Below are 16,010 nucleotides of genomic sequence, written 5' to 3' on the forward strand. Positions count from 1 at the left end.
CTCTTCGGGATGTCAGCCCCCGGATCTCCCGGTCCGGGTATGCGCAAATCGTCGGACAGCGCGTGATTCGTCGCAACCGCCGATCCACGCCGCAGCGCAGAAGCTGTCTCACATGTGAGACAGTCCCCCGTGATTTTCACCAAGCCCAAGGCGCGCCATGCGCCGGTACATCGTCGCCCGCCCGATCCCAAGCGCGCGCGCGGCCGCCGACACGTTGCCCTGCGCCCGGGCCAGGGCGCGCATCACCGCGGCGCGTTCGGCCCGGTCGAACCCGGTCAGGTCGTCCTGGCGGCCCAGCAGGTCGGCCGCCGGGCGCGGGCGGATCGCACCCTCGCGCTCCAGCCCCAGCACGCGGCGGGCGGCGCGGGTGGCGCCGATGGCCAGGTCATCCTTGTCCGGTCTGCGCCACCTGCGCCGAGATCAGCCGGTTGTAGCGTTCGGTCTGGTCCGCCCGCGCCGAACTGACGTCCAGCGCGGCCAGCAGCCGACCGTCCGGTCCCCAGATCGGCGCGTCCATGCATGACATCGCGGTGTTCAGGGTACGGAAATGTTCGTCGCGGTGGATGGTGACCTGCCGGCCCTCGGCCAGGCAGGTGCCGATGCCGTTGGTGCCCTGCGCGGCCTCGGACCAGTCGGCGCCCTGCCACAGGCCCCAGTCGCGGAACTGTTGGGCGTCGGCATCCGATACCCGCTGGTCCAGCACGATGCCATGCGCATCGGTCAGCAGCACGTTGCAGCCCGACAGGCCGACCAGGTTGTACAGCTGGTCCAGCTGCGGTCCGGCGACGTTCAGGAAGGCCTGCATCGCCTGATGGCGGTCGGCCAGTTCGCTGTCGGACAGGCGATCCGGGCGGCGGCGGTCGGCGGGGTCCAGCCCGTGCTTCAGCATGGACCGCCGCCAGGATGCGGCCAGCGCCGAGGTGGCGCTGCGTGACTGCGACTGCGCGGCCACAAGCTCCGCGTGGTTGCGTTCGGTCATGGTCTCCCCCTCAGGATGGGGAAAGTATAGCACGGTTTGCGGGGCGCGATCTGCGACTTTGGTCGCGCCCCCGGGGCTCAGCGTACCGGACCCTCGGGGATGACCATCCCGTCCATCGCCTGCTCCGCACCGCGATCCGAATGTGCGGGCGTGCCGCCCATGCTGCCCGAGGGCGCGGCCATGCGCGGCTGATAGGGCGGCAGACGGTCGGCGCCGTCCCGGTACAGCAGCGACTGTCCCTTGTGGAACAGGTGCAGCGCATGGGGATCGGCGGTCAGCCGGACCCGCTTGCCCTTCAGGTCCGGGTGGATGCCCGGCAGCTTGGCGGTGATCGGCGCGGTCTCGGCCCCGGTGCCGAAGTACAGCAGCGTGACCTCCCCAAGGGCCTCGGTCAGATCGACGGTCCCCTCGAAGACCGGGGTGCCGTCGGTCTCGCGCATGTCCTCGGGGCGCACGCCCAGATTGACGGCCATGCCCTCGTCGCCGGCACGGGTCGGGATGGCGACCTGCGCCTCCAGCCCGCCGTCCAGCGCGACGGTGGTCATCGCGCCCACGGTCTTGACCCGGCCGGGCAGCAGGTTCATCGCCGGGCTGCCGATGAACTGGGCCACGAACTCGGTCATCGGGCGCTCGTACAGCTCCAGCGGCGCGCCGACCTGGGCGATGCCGCCGCCGGCCAGCACCACGATGCGGTCGGCCAGGGTCATCGCCTCGGTCTGGTCATGGGTGACATAGATCATCGTGCGGTCGGGCATCGAGGCTTTCAGCTGTGCGATCTCGATCCGGGTGGCGACGCGCAGGGCGGCGTCCAGGTTCGACAGCGGTTCGTCGAACAGATAGACCTTGGGGTCGCGCACGATGGCCCGCCCGATGGCCACGCGCTGACGCTGGCCGCCCGACAGCGCCTTGGGCAGGCGGTCCAGATAGGGCGTCAGCTGCAGCATCTTGCCGGCGCGGTCGGTCGCGGCCTGGATCTGCTCCTTGGACTGGCCCGCGATCTTCAGCGCGAAGGCCATGTTGTCGCGGACCGTCATGTGCGGGTAAAGCGCATAGGACTGGAACACCATCGCGATGCCGCGCTGGCTGGGCGGGATGTCGTTCATCACCTGCCCGCCGATCTTCAGCTCTCCCCCGGTGATCTGTTCCAAGCCCGCGATCATGCGCAAGAGCGTGGATTTCCCGCAGCCGGACGGCCCGACAAAGACGATGAACTCTCCCGAACGGATGTCCAGGTCGATGTCCCTCAGCACCTGCACGTCGCCATAGGACTTGGCGACGTCCGTCAGTTTCAGATCGGCCATTTGCGGTCTTCCTCCCCTACCCTTCGATGATCTGGACCTGCCACGGCATCAGCCCGCCCGCATCGTCGTCGGACAGGTTGGCGCGGATCAGCAGGGTCTGCTTGTCGTCACGGCGGCGGAAGGACAGCACCGGCCCCTCGGCCTTGATGTCTGTCATGTTTCCGCAGCGCAATGCGCTGTGCTTGCGGCGCAGGCCGACCGCCCAGCGATAATGGTGCAGCATGGACTGGGCGTCGGCCTCTTGGCTGACGACGGTGCGCTGCAGATGCGTGTGCGGCACCGGAAGCCAGGGCTGGCTGGTCGAGAAACCGCCGTTCACGCCCATGTCCCAGACCATCGGCGTCCGGCAACCGTCGCGGCCCTTGAACTCGGGCCAGAACTCTATGCCATAGGGATCGCGCAGATCCTCGAAGCGCAGCTCGGCCTCGGGCAGGCCCAGTTCCTCTCCCTGGTACAGGCAGACCGACCCGCGCAGGCACAACAGCACCGTCGCATAGGCCTTGGCCGCCTGGTCCGGCAGGTTCCAGCGCGTGACGTGGCGCACCACGTCATGGTTCGACATGGCCCAGCAGGGCCAGGCGTTGGGCGCGATGTCGTGCAGCTTGTCGAACACCTCGACCACGCGCGCGGCGGGCAGGTCGTCACCCGACAGGAAGTCGAAGACATAGGACATCTGCACCCGGCCCGGCACGCCGGTATATTCCTCCAGCAGTTCCAGCCCGCGCTCGCTGTCGCCGATCTCGCCCACGACAGCGGCGCCGTAAGGCACCAGCGCCTGGTGGAACCGTTCAAGGAAGGCCAGGTTCTCGGGCTGCGATTTGCTGAAGCGGTGGCTCTGGTGGTTGTAGGGGTTCACGGCGGGGGCCGTGTCCGACTTGCGCAGTTCCGGCGCCAGGGGCGGGTTGTCGCGCAGCTGGGCGTCGTGGAAATAGAAGTTGATCGTGTCCAGCCGGAAGCCGTCGACGCCCTTGTCCAGCCAGAACCGCGCCATCTCGATCAGGGCGTCCTGGACGGCGGGGTTGTGAAAGTTCAGGTCCGGCTGCGACGACAGGAAGTTGTGCAGGAAATACTGTTCGCGCCGCGCATCCCATTGCCACGCGCTGCCGCCGAAGATCGACAGCCAGTTGTTGGGCGGCGTGCCGTCCGGGCGCGGGTCCGACCAGACATACCAGTCCGATTTCGGGTTGTCGCGGCTGGCGCGGCTTTCCTTGAACCAGGGATGCTGGTCCGAGGTATGCGACATCACCAGGTCGATCATGACCTTCAGCCCCAGCTCATGCGCGCTTTGGACCAGCCAGTCGAAATCCTCCATCGTGCCGAAGATCGGGTCGATGCCGCAGTAATCGCTGACGTCGTAGCCGAAATCCTTCATCGGAGAGGTGAAGAACGGAGAGATCCAGACCGCATCGACCCCCAGGGACGCCACATAGGGCAGGCGCTGGGCGATGCCCGCCAGATCGCCCGTGCCGCTGCCGGTCGTGTCCTGAAAGCTGCGCGGGTAGATCTGATAGATGATCCCGCCCTTCCACCAATCCGTCGTCTGTTCAGTCAAGTTCATCCACCTTTCACGGAGCCGGCCAGCAATCCGCGGACCAGATATTTCTGCATGGCAAAGAACACCAGCAGCGGCACCGCTATCGAGATAAAGGCCGAAGTTGCAAGGATCTCCCATTCACCTCCGCGCGATCCCATCAGCTCTCGCAGCAGGCCCGTCATGACCAGCTGTTCGCGCGTGTTGCCCAGGAACACCGTGGCCACCAGCAGGTCGTTCCAGACCCACAGGAACTGGAAGATCGCGAAACTGGCCAGGGCCGGGAAGGACAGCGGCAGGATGATCCGGCGGAAGATCTGGAATTCGGTCGCGCCGTCGACGCGGGCGCTCTCGATGACCTCTCGTGGCAGGCCGACCATGTAATTTCGCAGCAGATAGACCGCCAGCGGCAGGCCGAACCCGGTATGGGCCAGCCAGATGCCCAGGTATCCCTTGCCGATGCCCAGTTCGTTGTGCAGCCGCAGCAATGGGATCAGCGCCACCTGCAGCGGCACGACCAGAAGCCCCACCACGCAGGCCGTCAGCAGGGCCCGGCCCGGAAACTGCATCCAGGCCAGCGCATAGGCCGCAAAGGCCGCGATCAGGATCGGGATGACGGTGGCGGGGATCGTCACCGTCATGGTGTTCATGAAGGCGCGCCCCAGCCCGCCCGCGGTCAGAACCCGGGAATAGTTGTCGGTCGTGAAGGCCGGCGGCGACAGGGTTGTGGTGAAGATCCGTTCACCCCGCCGCATCTCGAAGGGCTGGGCCGAGGTCATGCGATAGCTGCCGTCCTCGGCCACGGTCAGATCGATCCCCGGCTCCAGCTCGACGGTGTCGCCGGGGGCGTTGGCATCGGGCTGACGCGCGCTGGTGCCCCAGGCTGTCAACTCCTGCGTGCCCTCCAGGGCGCTGCCCTGGATCACATAGAGATCGCCCTCCTGCACCTGGTCCTCGGCCGTGCCCGAACGCACGAAACCGGTCTGTACCGACCCCGAGAACGACTGCCACCATCCCGAGGTCGAGATCTGGTCGCGGTCGCGGAACGACGACACGAACAGGCCCAGCGTCGGGATCGTCCACAGCAGCACCAGCAGGAAGGCCGCGATGTTGACCGCCCAGGCCAGCGACGACTTCTGTCCAGCCATCCCCTCCATCAGCGGACCTCCTTGCGTGCGTTGTAGATGTTCCAGACCATGATCGGGGTGACCAGGATCATCAGGACGATGGCGATGGCCGATCCGCGCCCGTAATCGGGCGTGCCGCGGAACATCCAGTCATACATCAGGTTCGCCAGCACCTGCGTGCCCCATTGCCCGTTGGTCATGACGAAGACGATGTCGAAGACCTTCAGCACGACGATGGTGATGGTGGTCCAGACCACCGCGATGGTGCCCATGATCTGCGGCACCTTGATCTTGAAGAACACCTGCAGGGGGGATGCGCCGTCCAGGATGGCGGCCTCGATCGTCTCCTCGGGGATGCCGCGCAGGGCGGCCGACAGGATGACCATCGCGAAGCCAGTCTGGATCCAGACCAGCACGATCATCAGCAGAAGGTTGTTCCACACCGGCAGGGTCAGCCAGATCTGCGGCTCTCCACCCAGCTGGGTCACGATCCAGTTCAGAAGGCCGATCTGCGTCTCGCCCGAGGCGCGGTATTCATAGATGAACTTCCAGATCACGCCCGCGCCGACAAAGCTGATGGCCATGGGCATGAAGATCAGCGACTTGCCGATGTTGCCCCATTTCAGCCGGTCGGTCAGCTGCGCGGCCAGCAGGCCGAACAGCGTGGACAGGGCAGGCACGACCAGCAGCCAGGCCATGTTGTTCAGCATGGATTCCCGGAACTTGCCGTCGTTCACCAGCCAGACATAGTTGTCCAGGCCGACGAACTGCGATCCGTTCGAATTGAACAGCGACCGCCAGAAGCTGTCCAGCACCGGATAGACCAGATAGGTCGTCAGGAACAGGATCGCGGGCCCCAGGAACAGCCAGGGGCGGATCTGGCTCGCCCGCCGGATGTTGTCGCCCGCCTGCGCCCCGCGCGGCGGATAGATGCGGTCCAGCAGCCAGTTCGACCCCCAGAACCAGGCCACGCAGCCAAAGACCCCGATCGCGATCGTGCTGACCGCCAACCACAGCAATTCCATTCCCGGTCTCCCCCCTGGATCATGGGGCGCGGCGGCGTCGCGGCCGCCGCGCCGGTCGTCGTCAGTTCAGCGAAGCCCAGCTGGCCTGGATCTTGTCCGCGACGTCCTGTGCCGAGGCGCCGCCGACGAAATCGATCATCCCGGTCCAGAACGCCCCCGCGCCGATCGCGCCGGGCATCAGGTCCGACCCGTCAAACCGGAAGACCGTCGCGTCCAGCAGGATCTGCCCCATGCGGCGGACGGTCGGATCGTCATAGGCCTCGACATTGGCGCCGGTATAGGGCGTGACGAAGCCCTGCTGCGCCATCCAGATCTCGTGCGCGACGGGGGTCTTCAGGAACTCGACGAAGGCCATCGCGGCGGGGTTGTCCGACAGGACCGCGAACATGGTGCCGCCGCCCAGGACGGGCTGGCCCAGGTCACCCGATGCGGGAGCGGGCATGTAGAAGAAGTCGGCATCCTCGCCCACGACCGTGCCCTCAGGGAAGAAGGTCGTGATGAAGCTGGCCTGACGGTGCAGGTAGCAGGCGGGCGGGCTGTCGAACAGGCCGGCGGGGCTTTCGCGGAAATCGGTCGCGCTGACCGATCCGACGCCGCCCGCGACGAAATCGGGGTTCTTGGCGAACCAACCGAACTCGTCGATCGCGGCCACGACCTTGGGGTCGTTGAACGGCATCGCGTTGGTCGTCCAGGCGTCGTAATCCTCGGGCGTGGCGGTGCGCAGCATCAGGTCCTCGACCCAGTCGGTCGCGGGCCAGCCGGTGGCGCCGCCCGATCCCAGGCCGATGCACCAGGGGGTCTCTCCCTCCTCGGCGATCTGCTCGGTCAAGGCCTTCAGGTCCTCGTAGGTCTCGGGGATCTCATAGCCGGCATCCTCGAAGTTCTCGGGGACGTACCAGACCAGCGACTTGACGTCGGCCTTGTAGGGGAAGGCGTACAGCGCCTCGGTCCCGTCGGGGCCCGCATAGGTGCCAAGCGCCGCCCAGCTTTCGCCCGCGGCATAGTTGTCGGTCAGCCATTGCGCCGTCTCCTCGCCCAGAGGGCGCAGGAAGCCCTTTTCGGCCAGGTCCGAGGCCAGGCCCGGCTGCGGAAAGACCGCGACATCGGGGGGCGATCCGGCCTCGCTGTCGATGACGATCTGCTGCTCGAAGCTGTCGGAACCGGAATAGTTCGCCTGCGCGCCGGTCGCCTCGTTGAAATAGGCGATGACCGATTGGAACAGCTCCTGGTCGCCGCCCAGCCAGGGGCCCAGGATGTTGAAGCTCTGCCCCTCAAGGTCGGAATGCGCGGCCTTGAACTCGTCCAGGCTGGCCCAGTTGATGCGGTCGTCGCTGCCCGGTTCGATCACCAGCTGCGCCTGCGCGCTGCCCGCGGTCAGCGCGATGATCGCGGCGGTCGTGTACAATGCGGTTTTCAAGTCTTCCTCCCTGAAAGTCCCCGGACCTGTTTCGCCCGGCTGTTAACGCGAACATTTGCCAGTTCTGGCGAACCTGTCAAACGCTTCTCATTCCCATTCCAGTTCCTTGTAGGCCGCGGTTGCGTTCCGCGCCACCGTCTCTGGATAGGAATTCCATGAATTCTGCATCGGCTGCAATGCATTGGCGATGGCGGGCACGGCCTGCGACAGCGGCAACCCGTCCTGAATGGCCCGGCGCGTCGCGGTCGCAAGCGCTTTCAATAATGCGGTCTGGGGTGCCGATGCGTCGGCCCATGATTCGCTGGCCGGCCCATGTCCCGGCACGATCAAGCCTGCGCCGCGCGCCGGGTCGCTGTCCAGCCATTCCAGCCATCCCAGCAGCGATCCGTCCACCACCGGCGTCAGGTCCCGGAACAGCAGATCGCCGGTGAACAGCGTGTTCGTCCTGCGGTCCAGCACGGTCAGGTCGCTGTCGGTATGGGCCGCGGGCCATGCCCGCAGCAGCAGGGACCGATCGCCCAGATCGATCTGGCGGCGGTCATCGACCAGGTCGTCGGGCATGACCACCTGCGTGCCGATCCAGTCCGGGGCCGGGTAAAGACCAACCAGCGCGTCAAGATACCCCGCCGCCCGCGCCTGAAGCGCCTGCGGCAGGGCGTGATGCGCGGTGATGCGGGCCCCGGCCTCGGACAGCACCTGCGCGCCCAGCACGTGGTCTGGATGCATGTGGGTCAGGATCAGGTGCCGCACCGGAAGGTCGGTGATCCTCCGGATCGCCACATAGAGGTCCTGCGCCTGCGCCCGCGACACCCCCGCATCGATCACCGCAACCGCATCGCGGCCGATGATCACCCCCAGGTTGGCGATGCGCCCGTCCGGGGTCTCCTCCATCTGGTGAGAATCGCCGAAATGGACATGAACGCCCGGCGCGACCTGCTGCAGATCCAGCGCCGGAAGATCGGCATTGGCGCGGCATTCCGGCGCACTGCCGGTCAGATCGGGCCGCGCGGCCAGCCACGCATCCGCGACCTGCGCGGCCTGCGTCCGACACCCCTGGGCCGTCGCCGAATCGCCCTGGGGCAGCAGAACCTGGCCACATTGATCGGCGGCCATCGCCAGACAGACGCCCAGAACCAGGTGAAACATCGTCCTTCCGTCCCCTTTTGCGGCCCGTCTTCACGAAATGGTCACGACCTTGCGACCTTTGTCGTGTTGATTCATCCTGTCTCTATACTAGATTTGAATCCAGTCGCCTTCTGTAGCGGCGCCACCGGCATGTAGGAGGAGCACAACATGGCCTGGACCAAACCTATCCTGACCGAGATCGCTTGCGGCATGGAAATCAACATGTACGCACCCGCCGAGGACGAGCCCGTCCTGTTCTGAGCCTGTACCGCAGGCAAGAATGCGGCCCCGTCCGAACTCGTTCGGGCGGGGCTTTCTTATCGTAAGGCACGACACCCGATGCGGATCATCATCCTTGGGGCGGCGGCGGGCGGTGGCCTGCCGCAATGGAACTGCGGCTGCGGCAATTGCGACGCGGCCCGCGCTGGACGTATTCCGTCGATGACCCAAAGCTCGATTGCGGTCAGTGCCGATGGGCGCGACTGGGCGATCCTGAACGCATCGCCCGACATCCGGGCGCAACTGGCAGCGACGCCCGCGCTGCATCCGTCCGGCCCGCGGACCATGCCGCTGCGGTCGGTCCTGGTCACGAATGGCGACATCGATCACGTGGCCGGGCTGCTGACGCTGCGCGAAAGCCAGCCCTTCGATCTGTTCGCGACGCAGGCGATCCATGATGCGCTGGCGGCGAACCCGATGATGGCTGCGGTGAACCCCGATTTTGTCCCACGCCGGACCGTCGCGCTGGACCAGACGATTTCGCTGACCCCTGGCCTGACCGCGACGCTGTTCGCCGTGCCGGGCAAGGTGCCACTGTATCAGGAGGGCGCCACGGTCGAGACGGGCCTGATCGGAGAGACCACCGTGGGCGTCGAGCTGCGCAGCGCGGACCGGCGCGCGTTCTACATCCCCGGATGCGCGGACATGCCCGACTGGCTGCGCGACCGCGTCGCGGGGGCGGATGCGCTGTTCTTCGACGGCACCCTTTGGGACGACGACGAGATGATCCGCATGGGCTTGGGCCGCAAGTCCGGCCGCCGCATGGGGCACATGGCGGTGACCGACACGATCCCCGCCCTGGCTGACACGCCGATTGGCCGGCGCATCTTCGTGCACATGAACAATTCGAACCCGCTGACCGACCCGGACAGCCCGCAGGCGGCCGAGGCCGCGGCACAGGGCTGGCAGGTCGCCCGCGACGGAATGGAGATAACGCTGKGAAGGACGTCCAAGCCACCGCCCAGTCCCATGAGGATTTCGAGGCCCGCCTGCGCGCCATCGGCGCGGCGCGCTATCACGACCGTCACCCGTTCCACGCCCGGCTGCATGGCGGCCAGTGCACCCCGGACGAGGTGCGGGCCTGGGTCATCAACCGCTGGATGTACCAGTCGCGCATCCCCATGAAGGACGCGGCCTTCATGAGCCGGGTCGAGGATCCCGACCTGCGCCGCGCCTGGCGCAAGCGGATCGAGGATCACGACGGCGGTCAGAGCGAGGGCGGCGGCATCCGCCGCTGGCTGGCTTTGGCGCAGGCGGTGGGGCTGGACCCGGACTATGTCGCATCGGGCGTGGGCATCATGCCGGCGACACGGTTCGCGGTCGAGGCCTATGTCCGCTTCGTGCGCGACATGCCGCTGCTGGACGCGGTGGCGGCCAGCCTGACCGAACTGTTCGCGCCCCGCATCCATGCGCAGCGGATCGAGGGTCTGCTGCAGCATTACGATTTCGCCGATGACAGCAGCCTGTCCTATTTCAAGAAACGCCTGACCGAGGCGCCCGAGGACGTCAAGTTCGGCCTGGACTATGTCCTGACCCATGCCGACACGCTGGAGAAGCAGGACGCCGCCGCCGCCGCGCTGACCTTCAAGACCGACGTGCTGTGGGCCCAACTGGACGCGCTGTGGCACGGGTATGTCGAGGGGCGCACGCCCCCCGGGGCGTGGCGGCCCGGAGAGGGGATGCGCGCATGACCGCATTGATCGGACCCGACGACATCCCCTATCTGCCGCGCGGCGTGCGGCTGCAGGGCGACCGCGTGCGCGGCATCCGCGTGCTGCAGGCCCCGGAACGCGCGATGCAGCTGGACCAGATCGGAGAGGCGATCCTGTCCGAACTGGACGGCGCCCGCAGCGTGGACCGGATCGTGCGCGATCTGGCCGCGCGCTATGACGCGCCGGTGGACCAGATCGGCGGCGACGTGCGCGATTTCCTGACCGGGCTGATCGAACGGCGCATGGTCTTTGTCAGGGACAGCGCATGAAGGACCAGCAGCACCAGCCCCGCGACCTGGACGGCAACCCCGTCACCCCTGGCCTGCCCATGGCGATGCTGGCCGAGGTCACGCACCGCTGCCCGCTGGCCTGTCCCTATTGCTCGAACCCCGTCGATCTGGTCCGAGCGTCGCGCGAGATAGGCGCCGACGACTGGGGCCGGGTGTTCCGCCAGGCTGCCGATCTGGGCGTGCTGCAGGTCCACATCTCGGGCGGTGAACCCGGTGCGCGGCGCGATCTGGCGCAGATCGTGGGCCATGCGCGCGACGCGGGGCTGTACGTGAACCTGATCACCTCTGGCATCGGCATCACCCGTGACCGGCTGATCGAACTGGACCGCGCGGGCGTCGATCATGTCCAGCTGTCGCTGCAGGGCATCCGCCCCGACATGGCCGACCGGATCAGCGGCCATCCGGGGTCCTGGGACAAGAAGATGGCCTTCAGCGACTGGGTCACCGAGATCGGCTTTCCGCTGACCATCAATGCCGTCGTCCACCGCCAGAACATGGACCGCCTGCCCGACATGATCGATCTGGCCGAACGTCTTGGCGCCCGGCGGATCGAGGTGGCGACCGTCCAGTTCCACGGATGGGCCGACCGCAACCGCGGCGCGCTGATGCCCACGCGCGAACAGGCCGAATTCGCGCGACAGGGGGTCAACGCCGCCCGCGTCCGGCTGCGCGGACGGATGGTCATCGATTACGTCCCCGCCGATCACCATGCGGTCTATCCCAAGGCCTGCATGGGGGGCTGGGGCTCGACCGGGCTGAACGTCGGCCCTGATGGGACCGTGCTGCCCTGTCATGCCGCCCAGACCATCGACTGGATGCGCTTCGAGAACGTGCAGGAGCGGTCGCTGTCCGACATCTGGCACCTGTCCGACAGCTTCAACGCCTTCCGGGGCACGGCGTGGATGCCGGAACCCTGCCGCGGCTGCGACCGCAAGTCGGTCGATTTCGGCGGCTGCCGCTGCCAGGCGATGGCGCTGGCCGGCGACGCGCGGGCCACGGACCCGGTCTGTTCGAAATCTCCGCTGCATGCAGGGGTCGTGGCACGCGCCGAGGAGGACGCCGCCGCCACGACCACCGAATTCGTCTATCGGAGGATGTCCAAGGGAGGATGAGGCAATGAGACTGTGGCTGACCCTGACGGCGGCGCTGCTGGCCGCGCCCGCGATGGCGCAGGACAACGCGCTGCAACCATCGCCCACCTGGGAGGATCTGCGCGGGGCGGTGATGGATTTGGACAGCGATCCGCCGCAGGACGCGACGGTGCTGGACCTGGACGCACCGACCCGCGCCCATGACGCTGCCATCGTGCCCATCCGGCTGACGCAGGCGGCCGACGCCCCCGCCATCGACGCCCTGACCCTGGTCATTGACGAGAACCCTGCACCCGTCGCCGCCGAATACGCCTTTGGTCCCGCGCTGATGCCCCTGGATTTCGAGGTGCGCGTCCGGGTCGACAGCTATTCCGACGTCCGCGCCATCGCGACCCAGGCCGACGGCACGCAGGTCATGGCCGGGCGCTTCGTCAAGGCCGCGGGCGGCTGTTCGGCGCCGGCAGGCAAGGACATGGCCGCGACCAAGGCGACCATGGGCCAGATGCGCTGGCGCAGCGAGGTTCAGGACGGAGAGGAAATCGGCACGCTGATGATCCGGCATCCGAACTTTTCGGGCCTTCAGCGCGACCAAGTGACGCTGCTGAACATCCCGGCCCATTTCATCGACCGCCTGGACGTGCGCCAGGGTGACGCACTGCTGTTCTCGATGGCGGCGGGGATCTCGGTCAGCGAGGATCCGGTGTTCCGCTTTCGCTATCAACCGGATGGCCAGCCGATCAACATCCGGGTCGAGGATACGGACGGCAATGTCTGGACCGAAAGCTTTCCGCCGGGCGAACGAACGGTCAACAAAAGCTAGATCGCCATCCGACTTTCGTCGCAGCATGGCGCTTGCTTTATGTGCACCCTGCCCTAGACTGCGGTCACGGCGGCACCCTTGAGGAGGGGTTGCAGCCGGCAGAACCCAGGGAGGAATGCCATGACAGCAGCCGCCATGCAGGCGCGTCCCGTGCCGTCAGCGCGACCCACCGCCGACCAGGTCCGCGAGATCCTGATCGTCGACGACCACCCGCTGATGTGCGATGCGCTGGCACTGACGCTGAAGATCAGCTTTGGCCTGAAGAATGTCCGCACTGCGCGCAGCCTTGGCGCCGCGGTGGAACAGATCCGCGTGCAGGGTGCGCCCGACGCCGTGATCCTTGACTTGAACCTGCCCGACGCGCGCGGCGCCGAGGGCATCGTGACCCTGCGCCGCCAGCTTCCGGGCGTGCCGATCACCATGATCTCGGCCGATCTGGAGGGGGCGATGATCTCGACCGCGATGGCGGCCGGGGCACAGGGCTATATCAGCAAGTCGCTGTCGCGCGAGGCGCTGGTCGACAGCCTGCGCCGCATGTGGGAGGGCGAGCACGTCACCCCCGAGGGATACCAACCCGATCAGGACAGCGCGGACGACGACGCGAAGGCCGAACTGGCGCGGCGCTTTTCGTCGCTGACGCCGCAGCAGATGAAGATCCTGCGGCTGATCTGCAAGGGCAAGGCCAACAAGGAGATCAGCTACGAGCTGTCGATCGCCGAGGCCACGGTCAAGACCCACATCACGGCGATCATGTCCAAGATCAACGCCCGCCGCCGCACGCAGGCCGTGCTGCTGGCAAACTCGATCCGGCTGTTCGAGGCCGGCTGATGAACACCGACCCGGCTGCGATGGAGGGCGCATCCGGGCCGGTCGCTGTGCAGGCCGACCGCGGCGGGACCGACATGGTCCCGACCCTGCTGGACGGCCTGCGCGGCACCAATCCCGCCTTGGTCCTGCTGTTCGGCGCGCAGGCGGACGACCTGGCCGCGCTGCAGTCCGGGCTCGCACCCCACCTGCCGCCCGATTGCGTGATCGCCGGATGCTCGTCCGCCGGAGAGATCGGGCCGCAGGGCTATGCCAGCGACAGCGTGGTGGCGATCGGGTTTCCCGCGCGCCATTTCCGCGCGGCGTCCTTGCTGCTGCCGGACCTTGCCGCGCTGCCGGTGTCGGAATGGATGGCGCAGCTGCGCCAGATGGCGCGCGATTTCGGCCCCGACCCGGCGCGGCACCTGTTCGGCCTTCTGCTGACCGATGGCCTGGCCGGACAGGAGGACGCGCTGGTCGCCACGCTGGACGCGGCCCTGCCCTCGGTCCCGGTGCTGGGGGGGTCGGCTGGCGACGGTCTGGATTTCCGCCGCACCTCGCTCCTTGCGCAGGGCGCCGTGCGGTCGGGCGTCGCGGTCTTCCTGCTGGTCGAGACCGACCTGACCATCCGCGAGGTCACGTTCGCCCATTTCAGCCCCACCCCCACCCGCGCGGTGGTCACCGCCGCCATTCCCGAAAAACGCCGCATCCTGGAGCTGAACGCCGAACCCGCGGCCCAGGAATATGCCCGCCTGACCGGGTTGCGCCGAGCCGACCTGACGCCCAGCGAATTTGCCCGCCACCCCCTGCTGCTGCGCATGGGCGGGCGCCATCACGTGCGCGCCATCAGCGCCATCACAGACGACGACGGCCTGTCGCTAATGTCGTCCATCGACACCGGCACAGTCCTGACCCTCGGCCGGTCCGAGGATCTGATCCAGGGGTTTTCCGACCTGCTGGAGGCGCTGCCCACGCCGCCGCTGATGGTACTGGCCTTCGACTGCATCCTGCGCCGGCTGGCGCTGGAACGCGCGGGGCTGACCGACCGCATGTCGGACCTGTACCGCCGTCACCGCGTCGCGGGGTTCAACACCTATGGCGAACAGCACAGCGGCATGCATGTGAACCAGACATTCGTGGGCCTGGCCTTCATGAGGTCCGATGATGTTGCGTGACGACGATCCGCCCGACCGGCAGATCGCCAAGCTGACCCGTATCAACGCCGTCCTGATCGACCGGATCGACCGGCTGGAAGAATCGCGCGGGTCCGCATGGTCGATGTTCCAGGCCGCCGTCGCGCTGGAGCAGGAGGTGCTGGCCCGCACGCGTGACCTGGAACGCGCGATGGCCGACCTGTCGCAAAGAAACCGCGAACTGGCCGTAGCTCGCGCCCTGGCCGAGGAGGCGAACCGGTCCAAGACCCGTTTCCTGCGCGCGGCCAGCCACGACCTGCTGCAGCCCCTGTCGGCGGCGCGCCTGTTCCTGTCGGCGCTGACCGACACGCCGATGGACCCGCACCAGACCGAACTGACCGACCGGCTTGGCAGCGCCTTCGAATCGGTCGAACAGCTGATGCATGCGGTGCTGGACATCTCGCGGCTGGACAGCCAGCGGATCGAGTTCAACCGGCAGCCCGTGCCGCTGGACGACCTGTTCCGCAGGCTGGCCGCCGAATTCGCGCCCGTGGCGCAGGCCAAGGGGTTGCGACTGCGGTTCATGCCCACGACCGCGGTCGTGGACAGCGACCCGATCTTCCTGCGCCGCATCGCGCAGAACCTGGTGTCGAACGCGATCAAGTACACCCATCGCGGCGGCGTCGCGGTGGGTGCGCGGCGCAAGGGGGCGATGTGCTGGCTGTCGGTCTATGACACCGGGATGGGCATTCCCGCCGTGGACCGCAACCGCATCTTCGACGAATTCCAGCGCCTGACCCATGACAGCGCGACGCCCGGCATGGGGCTGGGCCTGTCCATCGTGCGCCGGGCCTGCGCCAAGCTGGGCCATCCGATCAGCCTGTCGTCCGAGGCGATGCGCGGCACGGTGTTCCGCGTCGGCCTGCCCCTGGTGCAGGCGCTGTCGGACACACCGCGCCTTGCCGTCGCGCCGCTGCCCGCGCTGCGCGGCCGCGTGGCCCTGGTGGTCGAGAACGACCCCGAGATGCGCCGCGCCTATCAGGTGATCCTGCGCGACCGGCTTGGCATGGTGCCCCGCATCGCCGGCGACACGGCCGAGGCGCTGGCCACGATGGGGGACGAACCCCCCGACGTGATCCTGGCCGATTACCACCTGGAGAACGGCGACACCGGGTTTGCCGCGATCGAGGCGCTGCGCGCCGCATCCGACCGGCCCGTGCCCGCGGTGATGGTGACGGCGCATCGCGATCCGGCGATTTCGCGGCGCTGCGCCGCCATGGGCATCCACCTGCTGGAAAAGCCCGTCAGTCCGCCAGACCTGGCCGAGATTCTGGGGCGTCTTCTGGCCTAAGACCAAGGGGGGATGCGGCCGCCGC

The 16,010-nt window shown here is 67.5% G+C and carries 14 protein-coding genes and 2 pseudogenes; 9 read left to right on the forward strand and 7 right to left on the reverse strand.

The genetic code is table 11. The features are described from left to right. Positions 1 to 108: 108 nt before the first annotated feature. The 7 genes and pseudogenes from GBO37_RS05695 to GBO37_RS05725 all read right to left on the reverse strand — a co-directional run bounded on the left by GBO37_RS05695 (position 109) and on the right by GBO37_RS05725 (position 8,526). Positions 109 to 979, reverse strand: a pseudogene (locus GBO37_RS05695) (GAF domain-containing protein). A gap of 77 nt (positions 980 to 1,056) precedes the next feature. Beyond that, the gene (locus GBO37_RS05700; RefSeq protein WP_252927748.1) at positions 1,057 to 2,280 is read right to left on the reverse strand and encodes an ABC transporter ATP-binding protein; all 1,224 of its coding nucleotides are present in this window, start codon (positions 2,278 to 2,280) and stop codon (positions 1,057 to 1,059) included. 16 nt (positions 2,281 to 2,296) lie between these two features. Beyond that, the gene (locus GBO37_RS05705; RefSeq protein WP_052715245.1) at positions 2,297 to 3,838 is read right to left on the reverse strand and encodes an alpha-amylase family glycosyl hydrolase; all 1,542 of its coding nucleotides are present in this window, start codon (positions 3,836 to 3,838) and stop codon (positions 2,297 to 2,299) included. Next, the gene (locus GBO37_RS05710) at positions 3,835 to 4,968 is read right to left on the reverse strand and encodes a carbohydrate ABC transporter permease (protein WP_045982319.1); all 1,134 of its coding nucleotides are present in this window, start codon (positions 4,966 to 4,968) and stop codon (positions 3,835 to 3,837) included. Before GBO37_RS05710 ends, GBO37_RS05705 begins: the two co-directional genes overlap by 4 nt. Beyond that, a complete protein-coding gene (locus GBO37_RS05715) occupies positions 4,968 to 5,963 on the reverse strand; it encodes a carbohydrate ABC transporter permease (RefSeq protein ID WP_252927749.1) in 996 nt (331 codons plus the stop codon). The genes GBO37_RS05710 and GBO37_RS05715 overlap by 1 nt, the downstream gene beginning before the upstream one ends. A gap of 61 nt (positions 5,964 to 6,024) precedes the next feature. Beyond that, complete coding sequence (locus GBO37_RS05720; protein ID WP_046000584.1) at positions 6,025 to 7,380, reverse strand: ABC transporter substrate-binding protein; 1,356 nt, start codon at positions 7,378 to 7,380, stop codon at positions 6,025 to 6,027. Between the two features lie 87 nt (positions 7,381 to 7,467). Next, positions 7,468 to 8,526 carry a quinoprotein relay system zinc metallohydrolase 2 gene (locus GBO37_RS05725; protein WP_252927750.1) on the reverse strand — a complete coding sequence of 353 codons (1,059 nt, stop codon included), beginning with the start codon at positions 8,524 to 8,526 and terminating at the stop codon, positions 7,468 to 7,470. Between the two features lie 147 nt (positions 8,527 to 8,673). Here GBO37_RS05725 and pqqA point away from each other — a divergent pair, with 147 nt between their 5' ends. The 9 genes and pseudogenes from pqqA to GBO37_RS05770 all read left to right on the forward strand — a co-directional run bounded on the left by pqqA (position 8,674) and on the right by GBO37_RS05770 (position 15,985). Continuing rightward, positions 8,674 to 8,766, forward strand: coding sequence for a pyrroloquinoline quinone precursor peptide PqqA (gene pqqA, locus GBO37_RS05730; protein ID WP_042250260.1), 93 nt, complete (start codon positions 8,674 to 8,676; stop codon positions 8,764 to 8,766). Positions 8,767 to 8,844: 78 nt separating this feature from the next. Beyond that, a pseudogene (pqqB, locus tag GBO37_RS05735) lies at positions 8,845 to 9,720 on the forward strand (pyrroloquinoline quinone biosynthesis protein PqqB); the annotation flags it as partial. Between the two features lie 53 nt (positions 9,721 to 9,773). Then, positions 9,774 to 10,475 carry a pyrroloquinoline-quinone synthase PqqC gene (gene pqqC / locus GBO37_RS05740; protein WP_252927796.1) on the forward strand — a complete coding sequence of 234 codons (702 nt, stop codon included), beginning with the start codon at positions 9,774 to 9,776 and terminating at the stop codon, positions 10,473 to 10,475. Beyond that, positions 10,472 to 10,765 carry a pyrroloquinoline quinone biosynthesis peptide chaperone PqqD gene (pqqD, locus tag GBO37_RS05745; protein ID WP_045982313.1) on the forward strand — a complete coding sequence of 98 codons (294 nt, stop codon included), beginning with the start codon at positions 10,472 to 10,474 and terminating at the stop codon, positions 10,763 to 10,765. The genes pqqC and pqqD overlap by 4 nt, the downstream gene beginning before the upstream one ends. Then, the gene (gene pqqE, locus GBO37_RS05750) at positions 10,762 to 11,898 is read left to right on the forward strand and encodes a pyrroloquinoline quinone biosynthesis protein PqqE (RefSeq protein WP_252927751.1); all 1,137 of its coding nucleotides are present in this window, start codon (positions 10,762 to 10,764) and stop codon (positions 11,896 to 11,898) included. Before pqqD ends, pqqE begins: the two co-directional genes overlap by 4 nt. A 4-nt stretch (positions 11,899 to 11,902) precedes the next feature. After that, positions 11,903 to 12,697, forward strand: a complete 795-nt coding sequence (locus tag GBO37_RS05755) for a quinoprotein dehydrogenase-associated SoxYZ-like carrier (RefSeq protein ID WP_252927752.1) — start codon at positions 11,903 to 11,905, stop codon at positions 12,695 to 12,697. Positions 12,698 to 12,817: 120 nt separating this feature from the next. Continuing rightward, positions 12,818 to 13,525 (forward strand): response regulator transcription factor, encoded by a 708-nt coding sequence (locus GBO37_RS05760; protein WP_046000578.1) that lies wholly within the window; start codon positions 12,818 to 12,820, stop codon positions 13,523 to 13,525. Further along, a complete protein-coding gene (locus GBO37_RS05765) occupies positions 13,525 to 14,676 on the forward strand; it encodes an FIST N-terminal domain-containing protein (RefSeq protein WP_139599181.1) in 1,152 nt (383 codons plus the stop codon). Before GBO37_RS05760 ends, GBO37_RS05765 begins: the two co-directional genes overlap by 1 nt. Further along, positions 14,663 to 15,985, forward strand: coding sequence for a hybrid sensor histidine kinase/response regulator (locus GBO37_RS05770; protein ID WP_252927753.1), 1,323 nt, complete (start codon positions 14,663 to 14,665; stop codon positions 15,983 to 15,985). The genes GBO37_RS05765 and GBO37_RS05770 overlap by 14 nt, the downstream gene beginning before the upstream one ends. The last annotated feature ends 25 nt before the right edge of the window (positions 15,986 to 16,010 follow it).

The organism is Paracoccus sp. 08 (assembly GCF_024105395.1).
GTDB lineage: Bacteria > Pseudomonadota > Alphaproteobacteria > Rhodobacterales > Rhodobacteraceae > Paracoccus > Paracoccus marcusii.

Excerpts from the sequence above, each read along its gene's own strand:
- GBO37_RS05700 (WP_252927748.1), bottom strand. The coding sequence starts at position 2,280 with ATGGCCGATCTGAAACTGACGGACGTCGCCAAGTCCTATGGCGACGTG.
- GBO37_RS05705 (WP_052715245.1), bottom strand. The coding sequence starts at position 3,838 with ATGAACTTGACTGAACAGACGACGGATTGGTGGAAGGGCGGGATCATC.
- GBO37_RS05710 (WP_045982319.1), bottom strand. The coding sequence starts at position 4,968 with ATGGAGGGGATGGCTGGACAGAAGTCGTCGCTGGCCTGGGCGGTCAAC.
- GBO37_RS05715 (WP_252927749.1), bottom strand. The coding sequence starts at position 5,963 with ATGGAATTGCTGTGGTTGGCGGTCAGCACGATCGCGATCGGGGTCTTT.
- GBO37_RS05725 (WP_252927750.1), bottom strand. The coding sequence starts at position 8,526 with ATGTTTCACCTGGTTCTGGGCGTCTGTCTGGCGATGGCCGCCGATCAA.
- pqqA (WP_042250260.1), top strand. The coding sequence starts at position 8,674 with ATGGCCTGGACCAAACCTATCCTGACCGAGATCGCTTGCGGCATGGAA.
- pqqD (WP_045982313.1), top strand. The coding sequence starts at position 10,472 with ATGACCGCATTGATCGGACCCGACGACATCCCCTATCTGCCGCGCGGC.
- pqqE (WP_252927751.1), top strand. The coding sequence starts at position 10,762 with ATGAAGGACCAGCAGCACCAGCCCCGCGACCTGGACGGCAACCCCGTC.
- GBO37_RS05755 (WP_252927752.1), top strand. The coding sequence starts at position 11,903 with ATGAGACTGTGGCTGACCCTGACGGCGGCGCTGCTGGCCGCGCCCGCG.
- GBO37_RS05760 (WP_046000578.1), top strand. The coding sequence starts at position 12,818 with ATGACAGCAGCCGCCATGCAGGCGCGTCCCGTGCCGTCAGCGCGACCC.
- GBO37_RS05765 (WP_139599181.1), top strand. The coding sequence starts at position 13,525 with ATGAACACCGACCCGGCTGCGATGGAGGGCGCATCCGGGCCGGTCGCT.
- GBO37_RS05770 (WP_252927753.1), top strand. The coding sequence starts at position 14,663 with ATGATGTTGCGTGACGACGATCCGCCCGACCGGCAGATCGCCAAGCTG.